Source organism: Paraglaciecola sp. QJM3NY_14 (assembly GCF_056173245.1).
On the sequence record NZ_JBWBUI010000002.1, the window covers coordinates 34157 to 59270 of the forward strand.

The 25114-nt window shown below is 42.0% G+C and carries 13 protein-coding genes; 9 read left to right on the forward strand and 4 right to left on the reverse strand.

What is annotated here, in order from left to right; all coding sequences use genetic code 11:
- Positions 1-67 precede the first annotated feature (67 nt).
- A complete protein-coding gene (locus AC0VYA_RS22080) occupies positions 68-1726 on the reverse strand; it encodes a LamG-like jellyroll fold domain-containing protein (protein ID WP_475491171.1) in 1659 nt (552 codons plus the stop codon).
- Positions 1723-2283: a sigma-70 family RNA polymerase sigma factor gene (locus AC0VYA_RS22085; protein ID WP_475491172.1), complete on the reverse strand. Its 561-nt coding sequence runs from the start codon at positions 2281-2283 to the stop codon at positions 1723-1725. The genes AC0VYA_RS22080 and AC0VYA_RS22085 overlap by 4 nt, the downstream gene beginning before the upstream one ends.
- Positions 2284-2507: 224 nt before the next feature.
- Between AC0VYA_RS22085 and AC0VYA_RS22090 the strand changes: the two genes are divergently transcribed.
- The 6 genes from AC0VYA_RS22090 (at position 2508) to AC0VYA_RS22115 (ending at position 18044) form a co-directional block, all read left to right on the forward strand.
- A complete protein-coding gene (locus AC0VYA_RS22090) occupies positions 2508-5351 on the forward strand; it encodes an alpha-L-rhamnosidase (RefSeq protein WP_475491173.1) in 2844 nt (947 codons plus the stop codon).
- A gap of 50 nt (positions 5352-5401) precedes the next feature.
- Positions 5402-7759, forward strand: a complete 2358-nt coding sequence (locus AC0VYA_RS22095) for an alpha-L-rhamnosidase-related protein (RefSeq protein ID WP_475491174.1) — start codon at positions 5402-5404, stop codon at positions 7757-7759.
- A gap of 15 nt (positions 7760-7774) precedes the next feature.
- Positions 7775-10816, forward strand: coding sequence for a sulfatase (locus AC0VYA_RS22100; RefSeq protein ID WP_475491175.1), 3042 nt, complete (start codon positions 7775-7777; stop codon positions 10814-10816).
- A gap of 167 nt (positions 10817-10983) precedes the next feature.
- On the forward strand, positions 10984-12243 hold the full coding sequence (locus AC0VYA_RS22105; protein ID WP_475491176.1) for a glycoside hydrolase family 88 protein: 1260 nt from the start codon (positions 10984-10986) through the stop codon (positions 12241-12243).
- Positions 12244-12445: 202 nt separating this feature from the next.
- Complete coding sequence (locus tag AC0VYA_RS22110) at positions 12446-13720, forward strand: alginate lyase family protein (protein WP_475491177.1); 1275 nt, start codon at positions 12446-12448, stop codon at positions 13718-13720.
- Between the two features lie 691 nt (positions 13721-14411).
- Complete coding sequence (locus AC0VYA_RS22115; RefSeq protein ID WP_475491178.1) at positions 14412-18044, forward strand: YobI family P-loop NTPase; 3633 nt, start codon at positions 14412-14414, stop codon at positions 18042-18044.
- A gap of 233 nt (positions 18045-18277) precedes the next feature.
- Here the strand turns inward: AC0VYA_RS22115 and AC0VYA_RS22120 are convergent, their stop codons facing one another.
- Positions 18278-19699, reverse strand: coding sequence for a cellulase family glycosylhydrolase (locus tag AC0VYA_RS22120; protein WP_475491179.1), 1422 nt, complete (start codon positions 19697-19699; stop codon positions 18278-18280).
- 227 nt (positions 19700-19926) lie between these two features.
- On the opposite strand from AC0VYA_RS22120, the gene AC0VYA_RS22125 reads away from it, so the two are divergent.
- From AC0VYA_RS22125 to AC0VYA_RS22135, 3 genes are all read left to right on the forward strand, one after another.
- Positions 19927-21390 (forward strand): BNR-4 repeat-containing protein, encoded by a 1464-nt coding sequence (locus AC0VYA_RS22125; RefSeq protein WP_475491191.1) that lies wholly within the window; start codon positions 19927-19929, stop codon positions 21388-21390.
- Between the two features lie 218 nt (positions 21391-21608).
- Positions 21609-21749, forward strand: a complete 141-nt coding sequence (locus AC0VYA_RS22130) for a hypothetical protein (protein ID WP_475491180.1) — start codon at positions 21609-21611, stop codon at positions 21747-21749.
- The gene (locus AC0VYA_RS22135; protein ID WP_475491181.1) at positions 21746-21979 is read left to right on the forward strand and encodes a hypothetical protein; all 234 of its coding nucleotides are present in this window, start codon (positions 21746-21748) and stop codon (positions 21977-21979) included. Before AC0VYA_RS22130 ends, AC0VYA_RS22135 begins: the two co-directional genes overlap by 4 nt.
- A 293-nt stretch (positions 21980-22272) precedes the next feature.
- Here AC0VYA_RS22135 and AC0VYA_RS22140 read toward each other — a convergent pair whose 3' ends face one another.
- Positions 22273-24837, reverse strand: coding sequence for a heparin lyase I family protein (locus tag AC0VYA_RS22140; RefSeq protein WP_475491182.1), 2565 nt, complete (start codon positions 24835-24837; stop codon positions 22273-22275).
- Positions 24838-25114 lie beyond the last annotated feature (277 nt).

Consider the following 25114-nt stretch of genomic DNA (forward strand, 5'->3'; position numbering starts at 1 on the left):
TCTAGCTACAGGCTTTGCTAAGGTCAGTGGGCAAAGCCTGTAGCACTTGAGTGGCTGTTAGCTGAGCTTATTTCTTTGGCTCGTTATGACCGTCGCGCTCAGGTAAGCCGGTGGTGTTGTTTAGCGTTAGTGTTTTATTAGAAGAAAGCTCGATATAGCTTTTTAGAGGCAGCGCTTCTGCTGATGGCTGGTTGCCGAAATAGTTAAGGCCCATAACAACATTTTTGTAGTGAAGATTTATTACAAAGGGGGGAAGGGAAAAATCATAAAATGCTACCTCGTCTATGGTTCCCGCATAGGCCTCAGCAGCATGTCCCTGAGCATTGGGAGAATTCCCAATATTGGCTAATCCTGCGCCACCACTTAATACTTTGGATCCAGGTGGATATTGAAAGCGCGCGCCTATTTTTCCATCGATATAGATTGCTTTGAGCCCGCTTTTAACGTCATAAGTAGCTACTACATGGTGAAAATTACCATCTTTTAACTGTCGAAGTGTAGGTCGTCCGTTTTTGCCATCTAAAGGGAGTTTTAGCTCATGGTAACCTTGACCTAAAATGTACAAACCAAAGCTAATAGATTCTGCATAGTTGCCAGCTGGTACTACTATTGATTTGTTGCGGTCATTTTGAAAACTAAGCAGCATTCTGTGATCTTTATCACTCTGATCTTTTCGAAAAATTTCATCAATTTCTCCATATCGTCCTTTGGTAGGGCCTTTTCCGTTATAAAGTGGCCTAATCAATGCCTCAATAGTAACGCCATCAATTACGGAGAAAGAGCCTGTCGCAGGCACACTACCACCTCCGCTGCCCACGTTGATTCTTGCATCCTTACCGTTATCAAAGTAAAAAGCGCCTTTCCCGATAAGCCCATCAACGCGTTTAGCCCCATCACCCGCAACACCGACAGCGGTTCCTACGAAGTCCATCACTCTGTCACCAGCATCATCAAAGTTCCAAAAGTGTCTTGGTCGCCATGCTTTAGGTATTATTTTAGCGTCGGTATCAGTTGAGACTGTGGCTGTATCGTCCACTATCTTGACGGTCAAGTTGCCCGAATGCATCTCAATATCAAAGACATCAGTTGAAATGGTGATATTCTTATTTGAATTGGAGGTAACGCTAATTTCTCCGCCCTCTAGCTTAACATCGGTAATATTGAACAGTTTGAAATGTGAATGTGAAGCAAATATTAAGCTATCACCTGAGCGTAACCTAAGTTCAACAGGGCCCTCGCTTTTATAGATACCGGGATAAACATGGTCGTTATAGACATTGCCATTGCCGTCGACCAATAGCCTTCCACTGACTAATTCTGCTACAAAATGTTCATCAGCGAGTGGATCTGCCTGTGTGTTTATGTATATCAATAATAAAGATAAGAAGGTAAAAAACACTGCAAAATAAAGCATGTGTTTTGATTTATTCTTTTTCTTTGGTGAAACTGTATCGTAAGGCGGAGGTTCGTGAAGCTGTTTAGACACATATGTGGGACGAACGACAACTTCGTCAATGACGGTCTTGCGTCTTACTATCTCTAAATCCGGAATAGTGCTTGATTTTAAATGGACATGAAATTCGATGTAATCAAGGTAAAATTGTTGAGCTTGCTCGTCATTAGTTAACAGGGCTTCGAGTTTTTTGAGCTGTATTTGAGTCACTGTGCCAGCACAGATTTCATCTGCAATGGTACGAACTTCACTAAACTCTTCAGAGCGATTCAATCGTTGTACTCCGCTTTCTTTTTATCAACGCAGTCGAAGAGCGTGCGACGAAGCAAGTGGATAGATTTGCGAATACCAAAAATCGAACGACTGGTCTTGTCTGCAAGTGCCTGGGCGCTCAAATTTTCTATATAAAAACCGAAATAAAGTTGATATGCAGAATCAGAGAGATGGGAAACGCAATGTTGCAGTATACGCCACTTGTCGTCTGAATTTTCTTGATGGGAACTTGAAGATATAAGCTGCTCAAGTAATTCATCACTCAAGCCTAAAACTAATTTCTTTTGTTGCCGACGGTAGGTTCTTACGCAATTAAACACAATGGTATTTGACCATTTTCTAAAGCTTGTTCCTTGTTCAAAGGTCTCAAATTCCTTCCACAGGATAACGCTTGTTTCCTGAAAAATATCATCGGCGGCGGCTTTGTCTAAGACAAACGCATAAATGTATGAGTACAGCCGCTGTTTTTCTGATTCAAACAACGATGCAAAAGCGTTTGAAACTTGTTTCAAAGAGCCTTGATTAGAATGGGGCGACGGCATGCTTTGAGACACCATATCTTCTCTTTTCCGCTTCGATAAGACATTTCATAGCGTTAGTTCAAACTACCCCAACAGCACTAGCATCAAGTGGAGCGTAAATAGTTAGCGCAATGACATTTTACGTAAAGTTAACATTTAAGACTTTTTTTGACTATATTTGATTGAATTTAAATTTTAAGGGTATCAATAATCAAATTAGGTGCCTTTTCTAATTATATAACTTCTGATTTGGGTCAATAATGTCTTATTACCGATACATGCTACTTTGCATGCTCACTATCTTCCTTACTGCTTGCCAACAAGCAGAGCCAGAAAAAACCAATAACGACGAAAAAAAGGTTTTACCCGCCCCAATAGCACTTACGGTGGGTGAAGGATTCGTTAATCCAATTGGTCACTATGAGAGCTCACCGCGGTTTAGCTGGCAAGTTCCCGCCGAGTCTACTCAGTTAGCTCAACATAGTTATCAAATTCAAGTGTCTACCTACGATACATTCGACCCAGAACACATTTTATGGGATAGCGGAAGAGTTATGTCATCTAAAAATGCGTGGGTTAGTGCTGAGAGGTTAACTCTAGACTCTAGGCAACGTGTATTTTGGAGAGTAAAAACGTGGGATGTAGAGAGCAACAGTTCACGTTGGAGTGAAACGCAGGCTATTGAGACTGGTTTGCTTACAAACAGTGATTGGCACGCTCGGTGGATAGGGCACCCAGACACTAATGAGCGCACCATAGTCCATAGCCCCAACTCCATTGAGCAACCAGATAATCAGTATTTTCGTCCTCAATATTTACGTAAAACCTTTAAGCTGAATAAGCCCATTAAACGAGCTCGTCTTTATATCACCGCCAAAGGGGTATTTAAGCCTTTTATCAATGGCCAAGCAGTCAGTGAAGATGTGATGACTCCAGGGTGGACGCCCTATCATAAACGTATTGAGACGCTGACTTACGATGTTTCAAATCTAGTGCATCAAGGCTCTAATGCTATCGGTGCTGCACTAGCTGAAGGGTGGCAAGGTCGTATTTTTCATCCTACCAAACAGGACTATGTAACACCTCTTCGACTCATTGCTCAGCTTGAAGTAACCTTTGCAGACGGAACATTATCGCGAGTTGTAACTGATGATAGTTGGTTTTCAACCGATCAAGGACCCATTCGCACTGCGGGTAATTATGATGGAGAGCGCTATGACGCCAATTTTGAAATACCTAGCTGGAATACCGCTGAGTTTACCAACGATGGCTGGATGCGGGTTTATGCTGAGCCGCATGAACCTGACGTAAAACTTCGGCCAAAGCGTCATGCGCCAGTTAGAGTAACGAAAACTATTCCTGCCATAACGCTTGTAAGTGTTAAAGACGGTGTGGCAATTTTCGATATGGGTCAAAACATGGTAGGCGTGCCGGAAGTGACGCTACCCGTAAAAAAAGATCAAACAGTAAAAATTCGATTTTCCGAAGCGCTGCAAGGAGAAACGTTCTACGTAAAAAATCTTCGCTCGGCCAAAAGTACCGATTGGTACGTTCCCAAATCCGACGGCCAAATTACCTATCAGCCAACATTTACGTTTCATGGGTATCGTTATGTGGAAGTTTCGGGGTATGACAAAACATTTACACCAGCGCTGGAGTGGGTGAAAGGTAAGGTGCTTCACTCTGATTTCGATGTCTATGACAATTTTTCAAGTAACCATAGCAAACTCAATACGCTGTCTAGCAATGTATCGTGGGGATTACGCGGTAATTTCCTCGATATTCCCACAGACTGTCCGCAGCGCGATGAGCGTTTAGGTTGGACAGGCGATGCCCAAGTATTTGTCCGTACGTCACTATATAAAGCGGATGTGTATGCTTTTTGGGCTTCGTGGCTAGAAAGTATGAGAGAAGAGCAAGGCATTGATGGAATGATCCCCAAATTTGTGCCATTTCGCCCGTTTCTTACTGAGGGAACCGCCGCTGCTTGGGGAGATGCTGCAACCATCGTTCCGTGGGAATTGTACCAACATACCGGAGATGTCGCTGTTCTCGCTGACAATTATTCTATGATGAAGGGATGGGTGAAATACACTGAGTTTAATAGCTTTGACTATATTTCCAACATTGGCACTTACGGCGACTGGTTACAGCCTTTTACAGAAAACGAACGAGCTTCGGGTGATACGCATCCTGATTTAATTGCTACCGCATATTACGCGCGCTCTGTGGACATTTTGGCCAAAACTGCACAGATATTAGGGTATGAATCCGACGCAAACCAATATCGACGTTTGTTTAATAACATTAAGCAAAAATTCAGAACATTCTTTTTTGATGACACGCTCAATCTTGTGAGCTCAACGACTAAGCAAATTAAACGGGAGAAAGGTAAACGGCTCAAGTCGCCAAAAACCGTTGAACTCAATGTTAAAACTACTCAAACAAGTTATTTGTTGCCGCTGGCGTTTGGATTGTTTTCAGAAGATGAGCAAGCTACAGCAGTTGAAAAGCTATTAGCCTTGTTAGAAGAAAGTGATCGGCATTTACGTACTGGTTTTTTAGGCACACCAATGCTACATCAGGTGCTACAAAAATATGGTCATAGCGAACTAATGTACGATATTTTGCTGCAGGAAACCTATCCGTCGTGGTTTTACTCCATCAACAACGGTGCAACGACTACCTGGGAGCGTTGGAACTCATACTCTCTCGAAGAGGGCTTCAATAAAGCTAACATGAATTCACTTAATCATTATGCTTACGGTGCAGTGGCTGAGTGGTTCTACACAGGTATGCTCGGAATTCGATCACTAGAGCCTGGATTTAAAACCTTTCAGATTAGCCCGCAGTTCACTACTAGGTTAAATAACTTGCAAGGTACAGTGCCAACGATTAATGGCGATATTAAAGTGGCTTGGTCAATTGCCGCCAACCAATTATCAATGAGTATTACCGTACCGAAAAATACTCGCGCTGAACTAAAGCTTCCGTCCCTTACTGGACTAACACTGACCCATAATGGTGAATCTTTACCTGACACTGACCTGTGGCTTGAGCCTGGCTCTTATCAGGTATCGGGCGACATCAGCAGGCCAATGTAGTGTTTTAGAGTTTATAAATTCATTTTTTACAGTTTCAATGGACAATAAATATGCGCATAAGAAAAATAATAATTGCTAGCTTTGTGCTACTAGGTTCTACTTTTTCGCTTCCTGCTACTTCGGTTGAGTGGTCTGCAGAGTGGATTTGGGCAAAAGAACGATTTACCGATCCAAATAGTTGGATGGCATTTCGTAAAGAAATTAGTTTGGACGAACAACCAGAAGCAAGCGTTGCCTATATCAGCGCTGACACCAAATATTGGTTATGGATTAATGGCAAGCTTGTTGTTTTCGAAGGAAGCTATACGGGAGGGCCGTCTCCAGTAACACCAGCGCCACGTACCGACTTTTTCCCTATTGCATCGAACAAGTACTATGACGAAGTTGATATCAGTCAATACCTGACTGAAGGTACTAACACTATCGCGGCATTGGTATGGTATTACGGTGATAATGGTCAAAAGGGTACTCATATTTCGTCGAATAAAGGGGGCTTTATTTTTCAGGCTGACGCCGGTGATACTCGAATTATTTCTGATGATTCATGGAAGGTAAATCCTCACTCGGCTTATAACGCTAAAGTAACTAAGCAGTCGCCCTATCGAGTAGCGGCATGGAACATTGATTACGATGCCAGAAATAGCATGGGAGATTGGACGGATGGTGCTTGGTATAAAACCGAGTACGATGATACTAGCTGGGCGAGCGCAAAGAGCCTACACCGTCCGCCGAGAGCACCTTTCAATGCGCTTTTTCCAAGTGAAATCCCCATTTTACACAACTATGGTCTGACGCGCTGCGAGAACTATCCCGCATCCAAATTTCCTTTTGTGAGCAATGGTGAAACAATTAAATGCGTGCTCGATTTTAATAAAAATATTACACCCTATTTCGATATTGAGGCTGAGCAGGGCTTGCAGGTGCATATTGACTCTAATATGCGGCTTAACACGATTGAGACCACCTACACGACAAAAAAAGGCCGACAGCAGTTTGAGTCTTATTCATGGTTTAACGCTCGAACTATAGAATATACTTTCCCAAAAGGTGTCACCGTGCACGGCCTAAAATACCGCTGGACAGGGGTGGGCGCAACTCCTGGGCACTTTGAGACTGACGATAGCTGGTTTACCCGTATTTGGCAGATGGCTGAGAATACTTTATACATTTGTGCTCGCGATAACTTTATGGATACGCCGGATAGAGAGCGAGGTTTGTGGATTGGTGATGTAGCTGACCAGGCAAGCTACTTATTCTACTCCATGGATAAACCCGGGCGGGACCTACTGAAAAAAGCGATCAAAGTAACGCTTGCCTTCAGCGACAGCGAAACGGGTATTTTCGCAGGTTTAGGGCCTGGCCGATTCAGGGAATTACCGGCACAAAGTTTACAGTTTGTCGAGCAAGGTATTTGGCATTATTACTATAATACCGGCGATCGTGAGACGCTTGAGTTTGCCTATCCGTATGTACATAAATACCTCACATTGTGGGATCTCCGCGAGAATGGCTTAGCGACATTTAGAAGTGGTGCTTGGAAATGGACTGACTGGGGCCCGCAAGAAACCATTGATTATGACGTTATTCAAAATGCGCTTTACTACAGTGCGCTAGTATCAGCTCGCAACATGGCGTTAGCGCTGAATAATCACACTCACCTGAGTTTCTACGATAGCCGCATAGCAGCGTTAAAAAAGGCGTTTAGCACTACTTTTTGGCATGATGGTTTTTACAGTAGCAACCCCGAGGTGTTTAAAGACGACCGGGCTAATGCAGTTGCTATTTTGTTTGGCTTAGCTGACGAGAGCCAATACGACGCCGTAGTTGACAATGTATTGATACTCAACCACTTTGCCAGCCCGCATTTTGAATGGATGGTCTATAACGCTATGGCAATAGCTGGGCGCTACGGTGATGCTCTGTCGAGAATGAAAGAGCGGTATGGCAAACAGGTAGCTAATCCAGTCAGATCCACGTTAACCGAATACATGAATGGCGGAGGAACAGAAAATCATGCCTGGAATGCACCTAGTACTGTATTAAGTAAATATATTGCTGGTATCGCCCCTACTTCTGTAGCTTGGAAAACATATCAGATTTTGCCCAATATGGTGCACATGAAGCAGATTGAACAACGCGTGCCCAGCGTGCAAGGCGACATCGATTTTACAATAAGTCGCACATCAGAAAGTCTTACTCTTGAACTCAATTCACCTAGTAATACAGTAGCCCGGGTAGGAGTGCCTAAGGAATATTTTAAAATCAGCAAAATAGTCGTAAATGGAAATGTTGCATGGCAAACTGGGCAAGCTAAAAACAGTGTAGATGGTGTGAAGTTTGTGTCTGAAAACTCGAAATATGTCTTATTAGATGTTGCTCCGGGTGTTTGGAAAATAGACGCTAATTAATATTGGGATATTAAAATGAATTTAGTACTTAGATACTTCACAACGCTTATCTTAGTTTTTTCGGGCCTACTTGTCAGCGCGATGGCTTATGCAAGTCAAGCCAATAAGTCTCCTAACATTGTAGTGTTTCTCGTTGACGATCTTCGACCTGATTTGGGCGCTTATGGCCACACTCAGGTGCACAGCCCCAATATCGACCAACTGGCCAGCGAGGGCGTAAAGTTTAGCCGAGCGTACGCTCAACAAGCCATCTGTGGCCCTTCTCGCGTGAGTATAATGACAGGCTTACGACCTGAGACAACAGGATTGTATACCATTAGAAGAGACGGGCGGCTTAGACCTAATCAACCTGATGTGATGTCGATGCCGCAGTTGTTCAAAGCAAATGGCTATAAGACGGTTAGTATTGGCAAGGTTTATCACAGTACAACAGACGATGCAGACAACTGGTCTACTCATATTAAAAAACTGGATAACTTTTACGCCATTGACGGTAATAAAGAAAAACGGTTTGCATACGAGGCCGGCGAGGTAGAAGACGATTTTTACAAAGATGGAAAAGTAGCCAGTGCTGCCATACGCACACTAGAAAAGGTGAAAGACGACAAGTTCCTGATGTTCGTAGGCCTCAGTAAGCCTCATCTACCTTTTAACGCCCCGAAACGTTACTGGGACTTGTATGACAGCAACGCATTTGCCGTGCCCAGCAGAAATAAGCCAGAGGACATGTATCGCCTTGCGCTCACAAAATGGGGCGAGCTTAGAATGTATGGTGGTATTCCTAAAGAGGGCGACGTTGATGATGAACTGACCAAAAAGCTTATTCATGGATATTATGCATCGGTGAGTTATATGGATGCACAAGTGGGCAGAGTAATGCAGGCGCTTGAAGAGATGCAACTGCGAGAAAATACCATGGTTGTGTTGATGAGCGATCATGGTTACAAGCTAGGTGAATATGGCGCATGGAACAAACATACTAATATGGAACTGGATACCCGGGTTCCGCTGATTGTCAGTCGAGAGCTTTCTCATAGTGCCCGTGTATCAAATCGCATCTCGTCTGCGTTAGTTGAAAACATCGACATTTTTCCAACGCTAGCTGAAGTAGCAGGTCTTACTATGCCAAAGGTGGATGGAGAAAGTATGCTGTCTCTTATAGACAACCCCGAGCAATCATTCAAACCTGCCGCTTATAGCCTCTTCAACCGAGGCAAGATAATGGGTGTAACAGTAACGGACGGTCAATGGCGATATACCCATTGGCGAGATGCTGCTACGCAGGAAATCAAGTTTACAGAGTTATACGATCACACAGATTCAGAAATTGCACGGGTTAATGAGTCTGGAAAGCCAGCTTTGCAAAAAATAGAAGAAAAGTTACGTGAACTACTGCAGGTAAAGTTTCCTCTCGATGCGCCATCGTTTTATCAAAAGCGAAACGTTAATAATACGAATATACCAGTAACGTTGGCTGCGGATTTCACGGATGATATTTCACAAATAGGCGAAGTGTATGATTTTTTCGACGTTGCTGTAAGGACGGAGAGGGGGAGTCCAAATTCAAAACCAGCAACGTTTGGTCGCAGACCTAAGGTCAATACAGTCAGAATGTTAGGTGGCTGGTTTAATCAGGATTTATCAGGCGATACTTATTTATGGGACGGTGAGAAATATGTTTATAACTTTGAGGCTGCGTTCGTCAAACTCGATAGTTGGTTAGATGGCGACTGGGATATATTTCAGGTTGTATTGGATAACCCACCTTGGGCATTTCAGCGCGGATATAAATTTGTTGACGAGCCTGACGGTGAACACTACTTATTGAAAGATAAAGTGGGCGTGTATGGAAATGGGCTGCCACCATATGATGCTACAGCATGGAACAATTATATACGCGCCTTTATGACCGAACTGGTCAAACGATACGGTAAGGAAATAGTGCTTAAATGGCGATTTAGAGTGGGGTCCGAAATAGATACTCGGCCGCAACACTGGGCGGCCACTCGTGAAGAGTTTTTTGAACATTATCGCAATACAGTCGCGGCAGTTAAAACTGTTCTTCCCACCGCAAAAGTAGGAACTCACTTCAGAGAGGCCTCTCATAAAAGCCGGTATATTGATTATACGGGTAACAAAGAAAATGCTTATGCACCGCATTTCGTCACCTGGGCCAAAGAAAATAATGTGCCCTATGACTTCCTAGCGATTTCTTACTACCCTCACATAACCCACCCCCGTGAAATGGATATGGAGAAGATTTATGCTAGCCAAATCGCACCTATATTGGAGCATGCAGATTATAATCCTGAAGCTAGCTTTGAAATTCATGAGTACAAATTCATTGTTAAAATGAAGAGGGCAGGTTTTGTTAGTGTCGCAACTTCACATAATTCGGCGTTTTTTGCCATGCTCGCCAAAATGATGCTAACCCACAACATTAAGAAAATTTTTCAGTGGGGAAACGCGCATGGAGGGTCTTACAGTCCCGAAGCAATGACACAGCTTGCTCTGTTCTCAATGGTGGGAAACAAACTCTATAAAAATACCACTAGTGCTACGAAGACGCCTCAAGGGAACAAGATTAATGGAATATTTACGAAAAGAGAAGCGGATGAAGGAATTGACGTGCTTGCCTACAGTTTTAATAACCAAAACATGGATAATTTGACACCTGAACCACTTCAGCTTCGTGTTCGCGTCGACAAGCCAGCAGGCACAAGGTTTCAGTATCGCGTAGCGCAAATTGATAGCGGAACTAACATTGAGCAGCAGTTCTTCAAAGACTTTCCTAAATCCACAATTGTCGAAAGCGAAGGCGGGTGGCGTAAAGCCGATGCACACCCTACTGCATCTATTCGCGATGCTTTAAATGAAACAGGGCGAAATATCTTTCGCGAACAGCGTGAGAAGTACGGGAAGGTTAACTCCTTAAAGTGGAGTGACTGGAAACGCAATAGTACTAAAGGAAATAACGAAGCATCGATAGTTGCAATCGAAGAGACTATTCCCTCATTCGCTGTACAAAAATATGAGGTGAAATGGTTAAAGGAATAAATTTATAAAAATGGTGTAATGCAATAATTGACGCACATTACCGTTATCCGCTGAATCAGAAATGTGCTTTTAAAGTTACGTATGACCTAATATGATTGTTTTTGATGATTCAATCTGGATTATTAGTTATTCTGTTGAGCAAGATTAGTTACAACGGTATGTATTGGATGAACAAAAAACAACAGATTATTACTTCCATGTTAGCCGCGTGCATTATATCTGCATGCAGCGCTACGGATAAGCAAGCTAGCGCGCCGGCCATAGAAGAAAAAGTGCCTAACTCAGTTGCTTATTCTAAAAAGATTGATTGGCCGGAAAACAACGCTAAGTTTTGTGAGGCAGCATTAGATCACGCAACTATTCAATACGACGGCTTTAGAAAAACGTATACCGACCCTAAGAAAGTTCCTAGGTCTTATAGCCAGGGAAAGCCGAGGCTAGAGCCCATGTTAGGGTGGACGAGCGGGTTTGTTGCTGGCAGTTACTGGAATCTATATGAACACAACCAAAATAAAAGTTGGCTAGACACGGCAGACAAGTGGACCGTTGCTTTAGAGAAAAATCAATTTAATCGTAAAACCCATGATATTGGGTTTATCATCTATGACAGCTTCGGAAACGGCCTTCGCTTAACAGACAACAAAGAGTATGAAGCGGTTATTGTCAACGCGGCGAAAACGTTGATGGAACGTTACAACCCCAAAATTGGTGTTACCTATTCTTGGAGTTGGGGAACATGGGAATTCCCGGTTATTATCGACAACATGATGAATCTGGAGTTGTTATATCGCGCATCTGAAATAACCGGTGACCCAGTTTATCGCAATGCTGCTACCAGTCATGCGACTGTTACTATGGAGCATCACTTCCGTGATGATTACAGTTCTTTCCACTTAGTTAACTACAATAGGGAAACCGGCAAGCCTAATTGGAAACAAACTTTCCAAGGCATTGCTGACGATTCTTCATGGTCGCGGGGGCAAGGCTGGGGGTTGTATGGCTACACAATGTCATATCGATTTACTCAAAATGAAAAGTTCTTAGAGCATGCTCGAGGTATCGCAAACTATATTCTTAACCACCCGAATATGCCCGACGACCTGGTGCCTTATTTTGACTACGATGCACCAAAACACGAGGGTACAACTCTATACCGAGATTCGTCTGCTGCTTCGTTGGTTGCAAGTGCGTTACTAGAGTTATCAACATTTGTTGAAGGGGCGGAGTCAGAGCGTTACTACGATGCTGCGATGAAAATGCTACGCACACTATCTTCACCTGCGTACTTGGCTACTATAGGCGAAAACGGCCACTTCTTGTTAAAGCAGGCGACGGGTAATTTTCCTGCAAATGATGAGTTAAATTCGGCGTTAAATTACGGAGACTACTATTATCTGCAAGCATTGAATCGCTGTAAGGCAATGTAGCATTACGAGCTTTAGCTACTGTCACCGAACCCGTGCTTTTCGCACGGGTTGTAGGCTATAACTCACCCAACTTGAGCAAGCCTTAACGCAGTCTATCAGCCTCAATTAAAACCGCTCAATCAAATCTAGCAGTAGTGAACCGCTTGCTGGTGGCTTAGCAAATTCCATTCATTTTAATAGGACAGTTATAATGTTCGTGAACATGCAAAGAAAAATAAGAATTGTCATCACCAGTTTGCTGGCTCTTGCATTGAGTTTTGCAATTTTTAGCTGCACCAACACAACACCCTCTTCACAGAAAGCTAAAAGCAATTTCGCTTTTGTACCAGATTATATTTATTACAACAAACAGCATATTCAAACCATTCAACAACAAGTTTTGGCAGGCAATAAAACGTATATCACAGCGGTCAAAACTTATGAAAAAGCCGCGCAAAAAGATCTAACACAATCCATCGAATCAGTGCTCAATAAACCCAACGCTGGGCCTAGCGGTAATAAACAAGACTACCTCAGTTTAGCTCCGTATTTTTGGCCAAATTCTGATACGGCAGATGGCTTGCCTTGGATAAATAAAGATGGTCAAGTTAACCCAATGACACGCGGAAAACATACCGACCAAGCGCGTTCGTCAAAGTTTCTAAAAGCATTACAAACCTTGACTTTAGCTTACACCTACACCAACACCAACAATTCAACTTACTTGCTACGCATGCAAAATTATATCGATACATGGATGGTTAACCCCAAAACCAGAATGAATCCGCATCTAAACTATGCGCAAGGCTGGCCAGGTACAAACAATGGTACTCCATTTGGGATAATTGAGTGGACTGGCATCAGTAATGTGGTAACAGCCATGCAACTGTTGCAAGCCACCAATACAGTTGATAACCGTTTTATTACTAAGGTAAACACTTGGTTAGATGACTATTTAACTTGGTTGTTAAACAGTGAGTTAGGTAACTTAGAAAGAACACGTAAAAACAACCACGGTTCATGGTATGACTATCAAGTTGTTGGTTTAATGATGTATTTAAACAAACAAGCACAAGCGAAAAGTTACTTAGCTGAAACTAAACAACGTATTGAAGAACAATTTCAATTAGACGGTTCTCAACCACATGAGCTCAAACGCACAAAATCGGTTAATTATACATCGATGAATTTGCAAGCACTGTTACAAGTGGCATTTTTAGCGGAAAAGTTAGGGGAGGATTTGTGGCATTTTGAAGGAACTCAAGGCCAAAGTTTGCCAAAAGCAGTTAGCTATTTTTACCCTTATTTACGCGGTGAAAAAACTTGGCAGTACAAACAAATTTGGAAAACTGTTGAACAAGCATATGAATCAAAAACCTATCCAATGCTGCACATAACACGGGCTCATTTTGGTAAAAATGCAGTACCTGATGATATTTACAACAAAGTTAAGCCAACTTTACCCGCTGAAGACTTATTGCTGTATTACGCAAAATGAGGGCTTAAATACATCACAGGCTCGCAGCCTGTGATGCAGCCTATTTGTTTACTGTTTACTGTTTACTGTTTACAAGTTACACGAGTGTCTTTCAGATAGTCCTACGGCTAAACGTGCGGCGTAAACCAATTCGCCCAACGTTAACATCAGAATGGCTGCTGGCATTACAATAATCAACTTGGCTTTGCACATGGTTTTGTTCTTTCACCCACAAATTGTGGCCATTTTCATTTATTTGAAGTCTCCATATAGCCCCCAATCATGTTTGTTGCCGTGTGCTGAAGCTAAAACATAATTAAAATCATGATACCCATAGGTAAGGGTGGAATAGCTGCTTCTTGTCTACCGGTGCCAGTCAGTAACAACCAAAGGTCGGCAGCGTACGTATAGCGGACGCTGGCGTTACTAAAAGCCGACTTCTGCAACCAGCGAAGTGGCGGACACTGGAAGGGGAGTTCTGTCGCTTTGCCACAAACTGGTAAGAATGGTAGGGCTTTAATTTGTATCTGCCACCTTGCCTTATTTGTTGTTATTCTTTTAAAAGAGAAAAATGTAGGTTAGTCAGTGCACTAGTACAACCAGTGGACTCGATCAGCTATATTAAATATTTTAGTCAGCCGCTATTTTCAGTGGGTGCATTTCAATCCACCCTAGGATGACTATTTTTTGGAAATATTAGTTAAGGGATTTCATGGACCAGAATAAAAAAAAGCACGAATGGTTTGTTGATCTAGCGCCCGTATCACGTAGTAAAGATGGTTGCATTTATCAATCGGCGTTAAATTTCGGCATTAAGGATAAAGATATCTACAACATTGCTCTCACAGGGCCATACGGTTCGGGGAAAAGTAGTGTAATAAAGGGGTATAAAGAAAACTGTCCTGAGGATGTGAAATTGCTAGAGATTTCACTGGCTTCTTTTGAAAATGAGCAACCCACTGGAGCTGAAATTGAGCTCAGTATTTTGCAGCAAATGATCTACAGTGCTCCTTCTGATGCCTTACCATATTCTCGTTTTAAGCGGATTAAAACACCCAAGAAACCTATTATTAACGCAACGGCCATGACGCTGTGGGTCATTGGTGCGTTGATCCTTTTTCAGTACAATAAACAAATATTTTCAATACCACTGTGGAGTGGTGCATTTTATGCGCTGTTCTTTTTTGTCACGGCATTCATTTTTAGCAGTTGGTGGTTGATTAAACATTTTTACTTGAGTGCATTCGGTGCATCGTTCAAAAAAATATCGCTAAAAAATATTGAGGTAGAAAAAGATGTGGATTCAGCATCCATTCTCAATAAACATGTGGATGAGATACTCTATTTCTTTGAGCAGACCGAATATAACTTAGTCATCTTTGAAGACCTTGATCGTTTTGACTCGCCCGATATATTCACAAAGTTGCGTGAACTCAATACCCTTATTAACAAAAGTCACAGTGTCAGTAACAGCAGACATGTGCAGTTTTTGTATGCATTAAAAGACTCCACATTTAATGAGCGGCAGAGAACCAAGTTTTTTGATTTTATCATCCCTGTTATTCCTGTGATTGGCACAGCAAACTCTCTAGACGTCATAACCGAACGCTGCAAATCATTACCCGAACTTAAGCGGCCTCTAAATCAAGATTTTCTACGGGACGTGTCTGATTTTTTGAATGATGCACGTCTAATACACAATGTTTTTAATGAGTTTGTCATCTACATTCAGGAGATTAACGATAAGAATATTGATCCTACATTTCTTCTGGCACTTATGATTTATAAAAATTTGTTCGGTAAAGATTTTGAGGCGCTACATGACTCTGAAGGTGTTTTCTATGAGTTGGTAAATTGTAAACAGGATCTTTTGGAACATAGAAAATCAGCTTTTAAGGCGGAGTTATCAGAAAAAAAAGAATTAATTGAGAGAGTAGATAATGAGCGCGTAAGTTCCGAAGCTGAGTTAGTAAACTCTTACGTTGGAGAGTTGATAAAACACTCAAAAAACGCTGTTTTGGGGGTAAGAGTGGATAATCATTTTTATCCGTTTTCGGGAATGAATTTTTTCAAAGATATTGAACCACTTGTGGGAATAAATAATATTGTTTTTGCACAACACGCAAATCACGGGGGATGGGATAGCGGAAAGTCATTCGCAGTAATAGAGAATAAATTAGATGCTAATTTATCATTTAATGAAAGAGTCAAGTTAGTAGGAAAAAAGTCATATAAGGTCAAGGCTGCGATCTATAGTGAGATTGCTGATATTGAAGAGCGTATTCAAGAGTTAGAACAGCTTAAATTAGCTGATTTCCTGCGAGAATCACCAGAGTCAATGAATCAATATACATCTAAGCTGAAGGTTTTTTTTCATAGCTATCAGGATCGAGGAGAAGATACATCTGATGTCGCACCAATTAGATTGTTTCGTTTCCTTATCTTAAGTGGCTATCTAAATGAAGATTATGCACTATATATTGCTATCTTCCGTGAAAGAGACGGATGGAGTGCTAATGACAGGCTATTCAATACCATATTGAAATCACGTGATGCGGCAAAACCGGATTTAGTCATTGATCACCCAAAAGAAGTATGTGCACGCCTGAACAACAGCGACTTTTCCAGTAATTATGTGTTAAATGTGTATTTGTTTGACTATCTGTTGTATTCGTCTGAATCTGAAAAAAATGGGCGACTTTTAGCGCTTAATTATGTCAAAAATTCGTTTGATTCGAGTGAAACTCTGGATTTCTTTTCGCTTTATTTTAAGAAAGGCAAACGATTAAGAGAATTGTGTAACGCATTACTCGAAACATGGACCGAATATTTTGCTGCTGTTATTGGTGGGAGCAACTCTGATCAGCACTTAGCTAAAATATTGGATTGTGCTGATATGTATCTAATAGAGAATCATGAAGGGGTAGATGAATTAAGGCGGTATCTTGAAGAAAACCTTGCGGCAATTTACGCCAATAGCAGCGTATCGGCTCCGGGAAAAAATAGTTACGATGTGCTTAAGATTATTGGAGTTAAAGTCTCAGATCTATCATCGATTTCAGAAAATTCCAGTCTTTTAGGTTTTATTCATGCCCATCTTCTCTTTAAAATCAATATGTTGAACATACACGTAGCGATCGTTTTAAATGCGAAAGATACCAGCGAGATACATTCGCATACATATTGCTTACTCAGTGAGTGTGATGAGAACGTCACTTCTTATGTGAATGATAATTTGGCGGAATATCTAGAAAAGGTGATGTTGTGTAATGAGCAAAACCGAGAAGAGCCTGATTGGGTGGTCAGCATGATCATTCAGGATCATTCGCTATCCCCTGATTTGAAAAGAAGGGTAATCTCCCATCAAAATCACATTTTCAAGAGTCTCGACAATGTTAGAGAAGAGCTTTGGCAACATCTTCTGCAAGAAAATAAGGTTGCTCCTACGTGGAGCACGATATTCCAATGCTATATGTCGCAGCAAGTAGACAATGCTCTTGTAGTTGCATTTATAAATCAGGACAAAGCCAGCCAAGCACTGCGAAATGATAAGTTTAGAGTCGAAGGAAGTGATGAGCAGATAAGTAATTTTAAACGGTTCATCTATAACTTGGACGAAGTTTCAGACAATTTTTATGAAAGACTAAATCTTGGTTTAAATACGACATGGAGAGGTTTTCCGAGAGTATCCAACAGCAAGAAATTGCTGTTGGTCGTGCGGGGCCTATTGTCATTTAACCAAGAAATCTATGAACAGACCGAAGATAATCCTGAGCTTCGGGTTGCGCTGATCAAGCAACACTATTCAAAATTTCAAAAAGAAATCGATATCTATGCAGGCGCAATTCAGCATGATGTTGCGCTTGAGTTATTCCAAGATCAAGAACTACCAGAAAGTTTCAAGATAGAGCTGAGTGGCATATTGAATATTGAAACACTTGGTACGAGTGCTGAGTTATCTAATCTTGTATCACCTTATTATCTGAAGGTTGATGATTCTCGCTTGTCGATGGATGTGATACAGCGTTTGATGTTAGTCGTAAAAGATCAGGACGTTGGTATTGGACTATTCAAAAAATTTCTTGAGAATTGGGCCGAAGATGAAGCTAAAGAGCTTCTCATTAGAGTCGTGAAGCGTTGGAGTAGGAAAACTGTTATGGAGGCTATAGAGCTATTCCCATCTGCAATTAATACTCTTGGAAACTACGGAAAGCGGCCTTCGATCCCATATACTGAAGTGAACAATCGGCTTGTAGAAGCGCTTGAGGATGCTGATTGTGTGGGCAAGGTCAAGATTCAAGGGAGTGAGATTAGAGTCTATACAAAGAAGATTAGGCCAGTTTAGTGAACGGTTTAGTTCATACAGAATGCAAAAGACCGCATAAGCTCCAAATTAAATGCCTTAAATTGGCACCATTCGTAAGCTCAAAGCCTTTAATCCTGAATGTCCGCTCCTTGTCTGCAGCGGACTTTTGTTAGACATACCCGAAACGTCCGCCTTGTATCTTATAGCTAACAGACCGCTGAAATAGAGGCCTATTTATTTAGGCCAAAATAATCAGATATTCGTAACTAAGCCTAATTTTTTGCAGCCGGATCTGGCTCTCTATAAATCCCTGGTTCTATCCTTACATTTACTACCGCTTGGTCTGTGGGCCATGCGAGTACAATCAGCTGCTGCCTATCTGCATCCCAGATAAAATCGCTGGGTTTTGTGTTGGCTTTGGATGAATACACGCGAAAACCTGTTCTCATTGGACTGTGTGTAAGAATTATATCGTCGCCTACGTGAATGGAGAATCCATCAGGGTAATGGCGATCTGCTGCCACAAATATTCTCGATGCTCCTTTGCTGTTATCGGTTTTGACATTGAGATTTAGCGTGCGGGTGGCGAAATGAAACATGAAGTTTTTAATATCACCGGCAATATATTGCGGATAGGGGCGAGCAATAATATCGGTGATATATTTTCGTTCTACAGTACCGTCGGCTTGTTTATCAGAGAAAATCGCCCAGGTTGATTCTCCGCCAGGCAAGAAATTCTGGTAGCTACGATTGCCTAGAAACCAAGCTTTAATTGAACCTACACCCATTTGGTCAAAAATTTCTGCAGTGCGAATGTAAAATTCAATATAGTGCAGTTGTTCCTCCACTGATTTGTCGGTAGTAAATAGCGTGGGAAACCCCCATTCGCCCACCAAAATTGGCGCTTGAAGTAGGTCAGCTTCTTTATCAAACCTTTCCATAGTAGGTGCGATGTAGTCGATATACTCTTGGTATATGTGTGGTGCGAACACAATATTTTTACGGTTTACTCTTTTCTTTATTTCAGCGTACTGATTTTTGTTAATTGCTTCGCCTTTGTTCATGAAAATAGTTTGGATCAAAAACAGCTTTTTATCGCTGTATGGTAATGCAGCATCAATAATGTTTTCATAAAGCGGTATTAAATAGTCGCTGGTGAGCTCATCATAGGTTTGCGCTAATTCCTTTTTACGTGGTTCGTTTACCAGGTCGTAGCCTATCACCGCATTGTTGTCTTTAAACGCATCCCAAATATGTCGCCACGCATTAATATAGGTTTCTTGAGCATTATTGTTATCAATGTATAAATCTGGCCATGAAAAGCCCTCGGCGCCATACACAGTTAACTTAAAGACGGTTTTTACCCCTGCCTCTCTACCAAGGCGAACAGCTCGTTTTAAACGTGCTAAATACTCGGGTTGAAATTTCGAATTGCCAAATGTACTCAACTTACCTAATTCTAACCTGACAACTTGTACATTGGCGCCCATGCGTACCATACGTGCATAGTCTTCTTGAGTGAAGTTAACTTCTCCCGCGGCGTCATTAGTATTTACGACGTAGCCGCGCGGGATCATGTGTCTTCCAGCGCTATCGCGCAATCCATGCTTGATGTCTTGCGAGAACGCTAAGTTACTTACCAATACTGAAAGTAGCGAAGAAAATAGCAGTGTTTTGAAAATTAACTGTTCCATCTATAACCCTTTTTGACTTTAAGTTGATTGAATGTGGTTACTATTGAGTGAAAATGGTTTTAATTAAATGTACACTGCTTGTAAATTTATAGCGAGTCAATCTGATGAAGTTAAATCTAAAAATACGTGGTATAGCCTGCCAATTGAGTGCGTCAGTTAAAGTTGTGGTTGCACTGTCAATGTTAACCGCTTGCGCCACGAGTAATAACGTGGCTGTACCCTCAGGTATGAAAAAAGCAAGTGGAGTATTTTTAGAGAGCCAGGTTAAAATAACCGACGGCGCGCTTCATTTCGATGGCAAAAAGCTCAATCACAAAACCTTTGAAAACCCTTCAACGGGGCGAGAGTACGATTATTTTTTTGGAAGGAACATTTCGGCTCACGGCGATGCTGTTAAGCCTTATAAACACTACGTTTTTATGACGTGGTACAAAGGCGGGAAAGAAGAACGTAATGTTATGCTTTCCAGATTCAACACAAAAACTGGCAATGTTAAAACCATTCAGTTTCCCCATAGACACACTGGCTTTCGAGGAGACCCACGAGTAGGTGAATCGCACAACACCATTGGTTTAGCCGTGAGTCCAAAAAATGGCACTATCCATATGGTGTACGATATGCACGCCTATGTTGATGATGATGAAAACGGCAGATTTAAGGGACGGTTTGTCGACGACTTCTTCCGTTATTCTTATTCATTGCCTGGTGCTGCGGATGCACCGGATGAGGTATTCACATTAGAGCAGTTTGTCAAAGATACCAGCGTAGTAAGTCAGGGCGCCGACGATTACAAACATCTGACCATGACAGGTAACTTAGAAGACAAAGATAATTTTTCTGCGCTGACATACCCTAAATTTTACACAAGTAAAGATGGCGAACTTTTGCATTACATGCGTTGGGGTGGCAACAACAATGGTGCTTATTATTTCAATAAGTACGACGCCGAAAAACAAGTGTGGACTCGTTTTACACCTTTCAATCATAAAGACCAAAAAACTCATGGAAATGCGTACAACTGGGGGTTATATGGTCAGATGAAGTATTTAAACGGTAAGCTACGTGTAGGGTTTCAACAACGTAGCGCGGACAATAATGACCGTTATAAGTACCAGAACGGCGTTTACTACGCGTACTCAGATCACCCAGATGGTCTGGGTAACTGGAAAAATGTAGACGACGAGGACATAACCTGGCCCTTGGTTAACTCTGATGAAATAAAAATCTTCGAGCCTGGCGATTATATCGATCATCAAGAGTCGAATTCTGTGCACATTGTAACGGGATTTGATTGGACGGTTACTGAGAACGACGATCTCCATTTTATCACTCACGTTCGTTCTACAGATACAAAGCGAAGTGACTACAAAGAGGTGTCGATACATGCCTTTAAACCAGCCAATACAGAGAGCTTTACGGTTACGACTGATTTTACCGGTGCAGATTCTATTTATACCTCGGGCGATAGTATTTTCATAATTGGGCTTAAAAATGGCTACCCGTTCGTTGAACAAGCGAAAGGCGGTACGAACGATTTTGAGGTGGTTTACCAACAAAATACGGGCGTTAAATTTGACCACGGTACTATTCATATTGAAAACGGCAAAGCCTACTACTATTTGATGGAGAAAGGCGCAGGTAACGCCCTACCGCTTCATCTACAAATTATTAATTTAGGTGTTTCCGAGTAAAGCGACAACTCCACTCAGTGTATTGATAATACACTGAGTGAGGTAGAGCTGCGAACGTTGTAGTAACGGAGAGTTAGTATGTTTAGTTTGAAAAAGTACTCTACCATTCTATTCGCGGGCGTTTTGAGCTTTAATGTTTATGCTGTGAATGTCTTGAAAGTAAAGACTGAATTTAAAAAAGGTTATCACCGATAGAGATTGAGCAGTTCTATGTTCGTATGGTCTTCAATGTAGTGGCTGTCAACCAAGACGATCATACAAAGAACATTTCGTTCCTGATGGATCAGTCTGGTCACTGTCGCCAGCGTATGACATCACTTATTGCAATGGCGCGGGTTGGACAAGCCGTCACCAAATGACCATTAATGGTAAGGTTAAAGAGATTAAAATTGATGATTTGCTTGCAGTAGCACTTCATGGAGACGTGCCCAAAGCTAAAGCAAAGAAGATAATAAAAAAAGTGGTTACCACCGTAGCTAACTGGCCGTACTATGCAAAAACGTCCGGCTTAACTGATTTTGTTGATATGTCTCGATTAGTGAGAGAGGTCGGTGAAGCTCACCGTCTCTATCTAGGTGAAAGTTTGTAGCCAGCATGTGATAGACAACAATTATTCATCTGACTCGTTTGCGGTTAAACCACGATTGTACTGATGTGGCTACCCATTCCGTTTTTAAACTTCTAAAAAATCGCTCCATTGGGCTATTATCCCAGCAATTTCTTCTGCGACGCATGCTTTGGGTAAGCTGGTAGCAAGACACGACATTGACGACACTCTTTATGTTTTCTTTCAAGATAATAGTAAAAAGAGGTATACCCTCTTCTAGCTTTACAGGTAATTAACTCGTTAAATTGATACTTGTACTACCTTAGCACCAGTTCTTACTGCCCAGGTGCGACATCTTCGTAAGTTGCATTGGGATAGTCTGTCATACGTATTTCATCTAAATAGAGGTAATGGTCATTCTGCATACCGCTTAAATCACCATTGAAGTACATTCCCCAAGAGGGATAAATCCCTTTATCGTCATTATAACCAAACTGAATACCTTGTTCATTGAGGACTTTTTTCCCGTCTACCCAAAGCTCTAAAAAACCAGTTTTTTCGTCCGAGTAATCCACTTTTACATGCAGGACGAAGTCTACCCATCTTCCTAGATATTCAGCTTTGCTGCCGGGTATTTTAAAGTATGAGGTACCGTCGCCTTGGCGGGTGGGGCTAAGCTCATGTGGATCCCATTTCCAATTCCCTTTCATGCCTTTATCAGTAAGGGTTAAGCTAAATGGAGGGTTTCTTGAGTGTTCTTTTAACCGCTTATCAGCACTGCCGTGTATTTGAAAAAATAGCCACTCATTGGGTTCACTTTGTGTTCCCTCGTGTGGAAAGAAAAAGCTAAAACCATACCAAGCTTCTGCGCCTCGAACTTTTTGCGTTTTGAAGCCGTGGAACATGGCTTTTCTATCAACGTTATCCATCTTTTTAGGATCGCCATTATAAGCGGCTGGGTTTTCGTGATGCCATGTTAGTTTTGCTGCGTACTGACCAGAGCGAACAACCTCTGTTTCCAAATCGAATGCGTCTTCACTTTGTAGTTGATTGAACATGAGATTCTTGGGAAGCGCAGCATTTAACCCCGGCGTAAACCCTCTGGGAGATGCGGCATTCCAACCTCCCGCTTCAAAAGATTCATATATGCCCATCGTGCTTTCAGAAAGGGCAACAAGGTTTGCTTCCTCTTTCTGGGGAGCTCTAAAGGCCCCATCGTGCCACAAATATAAGCGTTGAGAAGCGCCTTTTTTGACATTTAGTATAAGCTCTACCCCCTCACCAGAGTCATCGTGAATGACATCCATCTGAATGCGGGTGTTTTTAAGCGAAAGGTAGATATCTGATACGCGCCAGTTCACACCATTTTGACTCGTTGCTTTTGCGAATGCTGTGTGTTTATTTTTATCACGGTAGATAACCACAGCCTCGTGATTGCTGTGCTCACCTTGAAGCGGCTCTAAGCTTAAAATTTTATATACTTCTTCGTTACTTTTACCGCGAAGTGTGCGATTTACTGTGTTGGGCATAGGTAAACTATGTTCCCACTGTTCATCTTTAAATGCAGCCAAACGCCATTCGCGTATATCTTCTGTCCGGGCTTCATAAGCTACCGCCGGAGCGCCGCTTTCCAATACCACTGGCGCGGTACCAAAGGGCGTTTCCTCCTTATCAGTGGAGTCGAAAGCAAGCATTTTTTCGTTAGCTACATCAAGTGTTACCGGGAGTTGTATCTGCTCTCCTTGGGCGTTGTAGAACATGTCAGTGGTTGTATCTAAACGCATATAGTACGCATTAATACGGGCGTAAGTCGTTTTGTCGTGCAATTCAAGAAAATTACATTCATGCCATAAGTAGCTGATCGCAATTTCTGAATAAGATATTTTCAGTGGATTGATATAAAACGTATCAACATTGATTGGGTTATCTTGCTGTGGTGTTGGCACTGTAATTATTACTGGTTTCTCAAATCTGTGGGTTCCCGCTTTCATTTTGTAGTACACCCAAGGTGACTTGTGGGTGCCCGCCCGCGTGAACAAATAGATATCACCATTACCCATTTTGTAGCTTTTTGTGTAAGACGCGAAGGGGGATATATCGTCTATGTATGTAAATTCACTAATATCATATGGCCTTTTGGACATGGCATGCAGCATTCGCCCGCCGGCATGAGGGGTATCAATTGACAAAGGATTAAGCCCATCCTCACGTTCTCCCCCATGGCCGCCGTATACAAGGTGTAAGTAACCTTTACTGTCCATTTCTATGATTGGCCTACCATGACTATCTATTTTTCGTTCGCCTTTTGATAGAGTGCTCTCTGCTGCTTTGAAAGGCCCCTGCCATTGGTGAGTAACAAGATTGTATTTAGCGATGTAGGGGTCTGTTAACTGGCCTTGGTAGGTGATGTATACCGTATCGCTGTCTACATAATGCCAGCCTCTATGGGGGTTACCACCTAGGTTCTCTGTGAAATAGCCTAGCGGTAATTCCGGAAGTGATTCAGGTAATGGCTTTTTAGGGCCTAAATTCTCTTCTGATAGGCCGTAGATGTCGTTGAAGTTTTTATCGCTCTTAAAAGCATTGTAAATGGGTTGGTATTCTGGGTAGCGACCGTACATATACTGATCTATTCGCCACTGCCAATAGCTTTCACTTTCAGAGTCCGCAGTCTCTATTTGTGCTTCTAGCGTAGCGAAAACGTTATCCTTTTTAGAAAACTGATCGATCAAAGCCTGGCGCTGAGAATAGAAGCTGCCTTTATCTGTTGGTTCCACTGGGCTATGCGATGGGCTGCAACCGGCGGTAGTATAGATTGCAGGAAGTATTAAGATCATCAGCCATAAATCTTTAGCACTCGGAGCGCGTTTTGTTAACGCTTTACGATGGAGATTCATCATTTTTTTTCTCAGTTGGGCCCACGCTGCTGTGTACTTTACGTCTGCCTCAGTTTAAATCTTAATGAAAACGTTAAAGGACATTTAAAAGCACTCACAATAATACATATTTGGTCAATATTAATCAAAAGCAATTTCGCAAAGCGATGAATACTTTTACTATTTTAAAAATAGCCGTAATTTAAATCTCAGCGTGCGGGGCAGGGCGAGATCGTCCCGGTTTTTTCAGAATGCTTTTGCCCGTCAAAAGTTGAGTAGTTTATTCTGGACTAAATGGGGT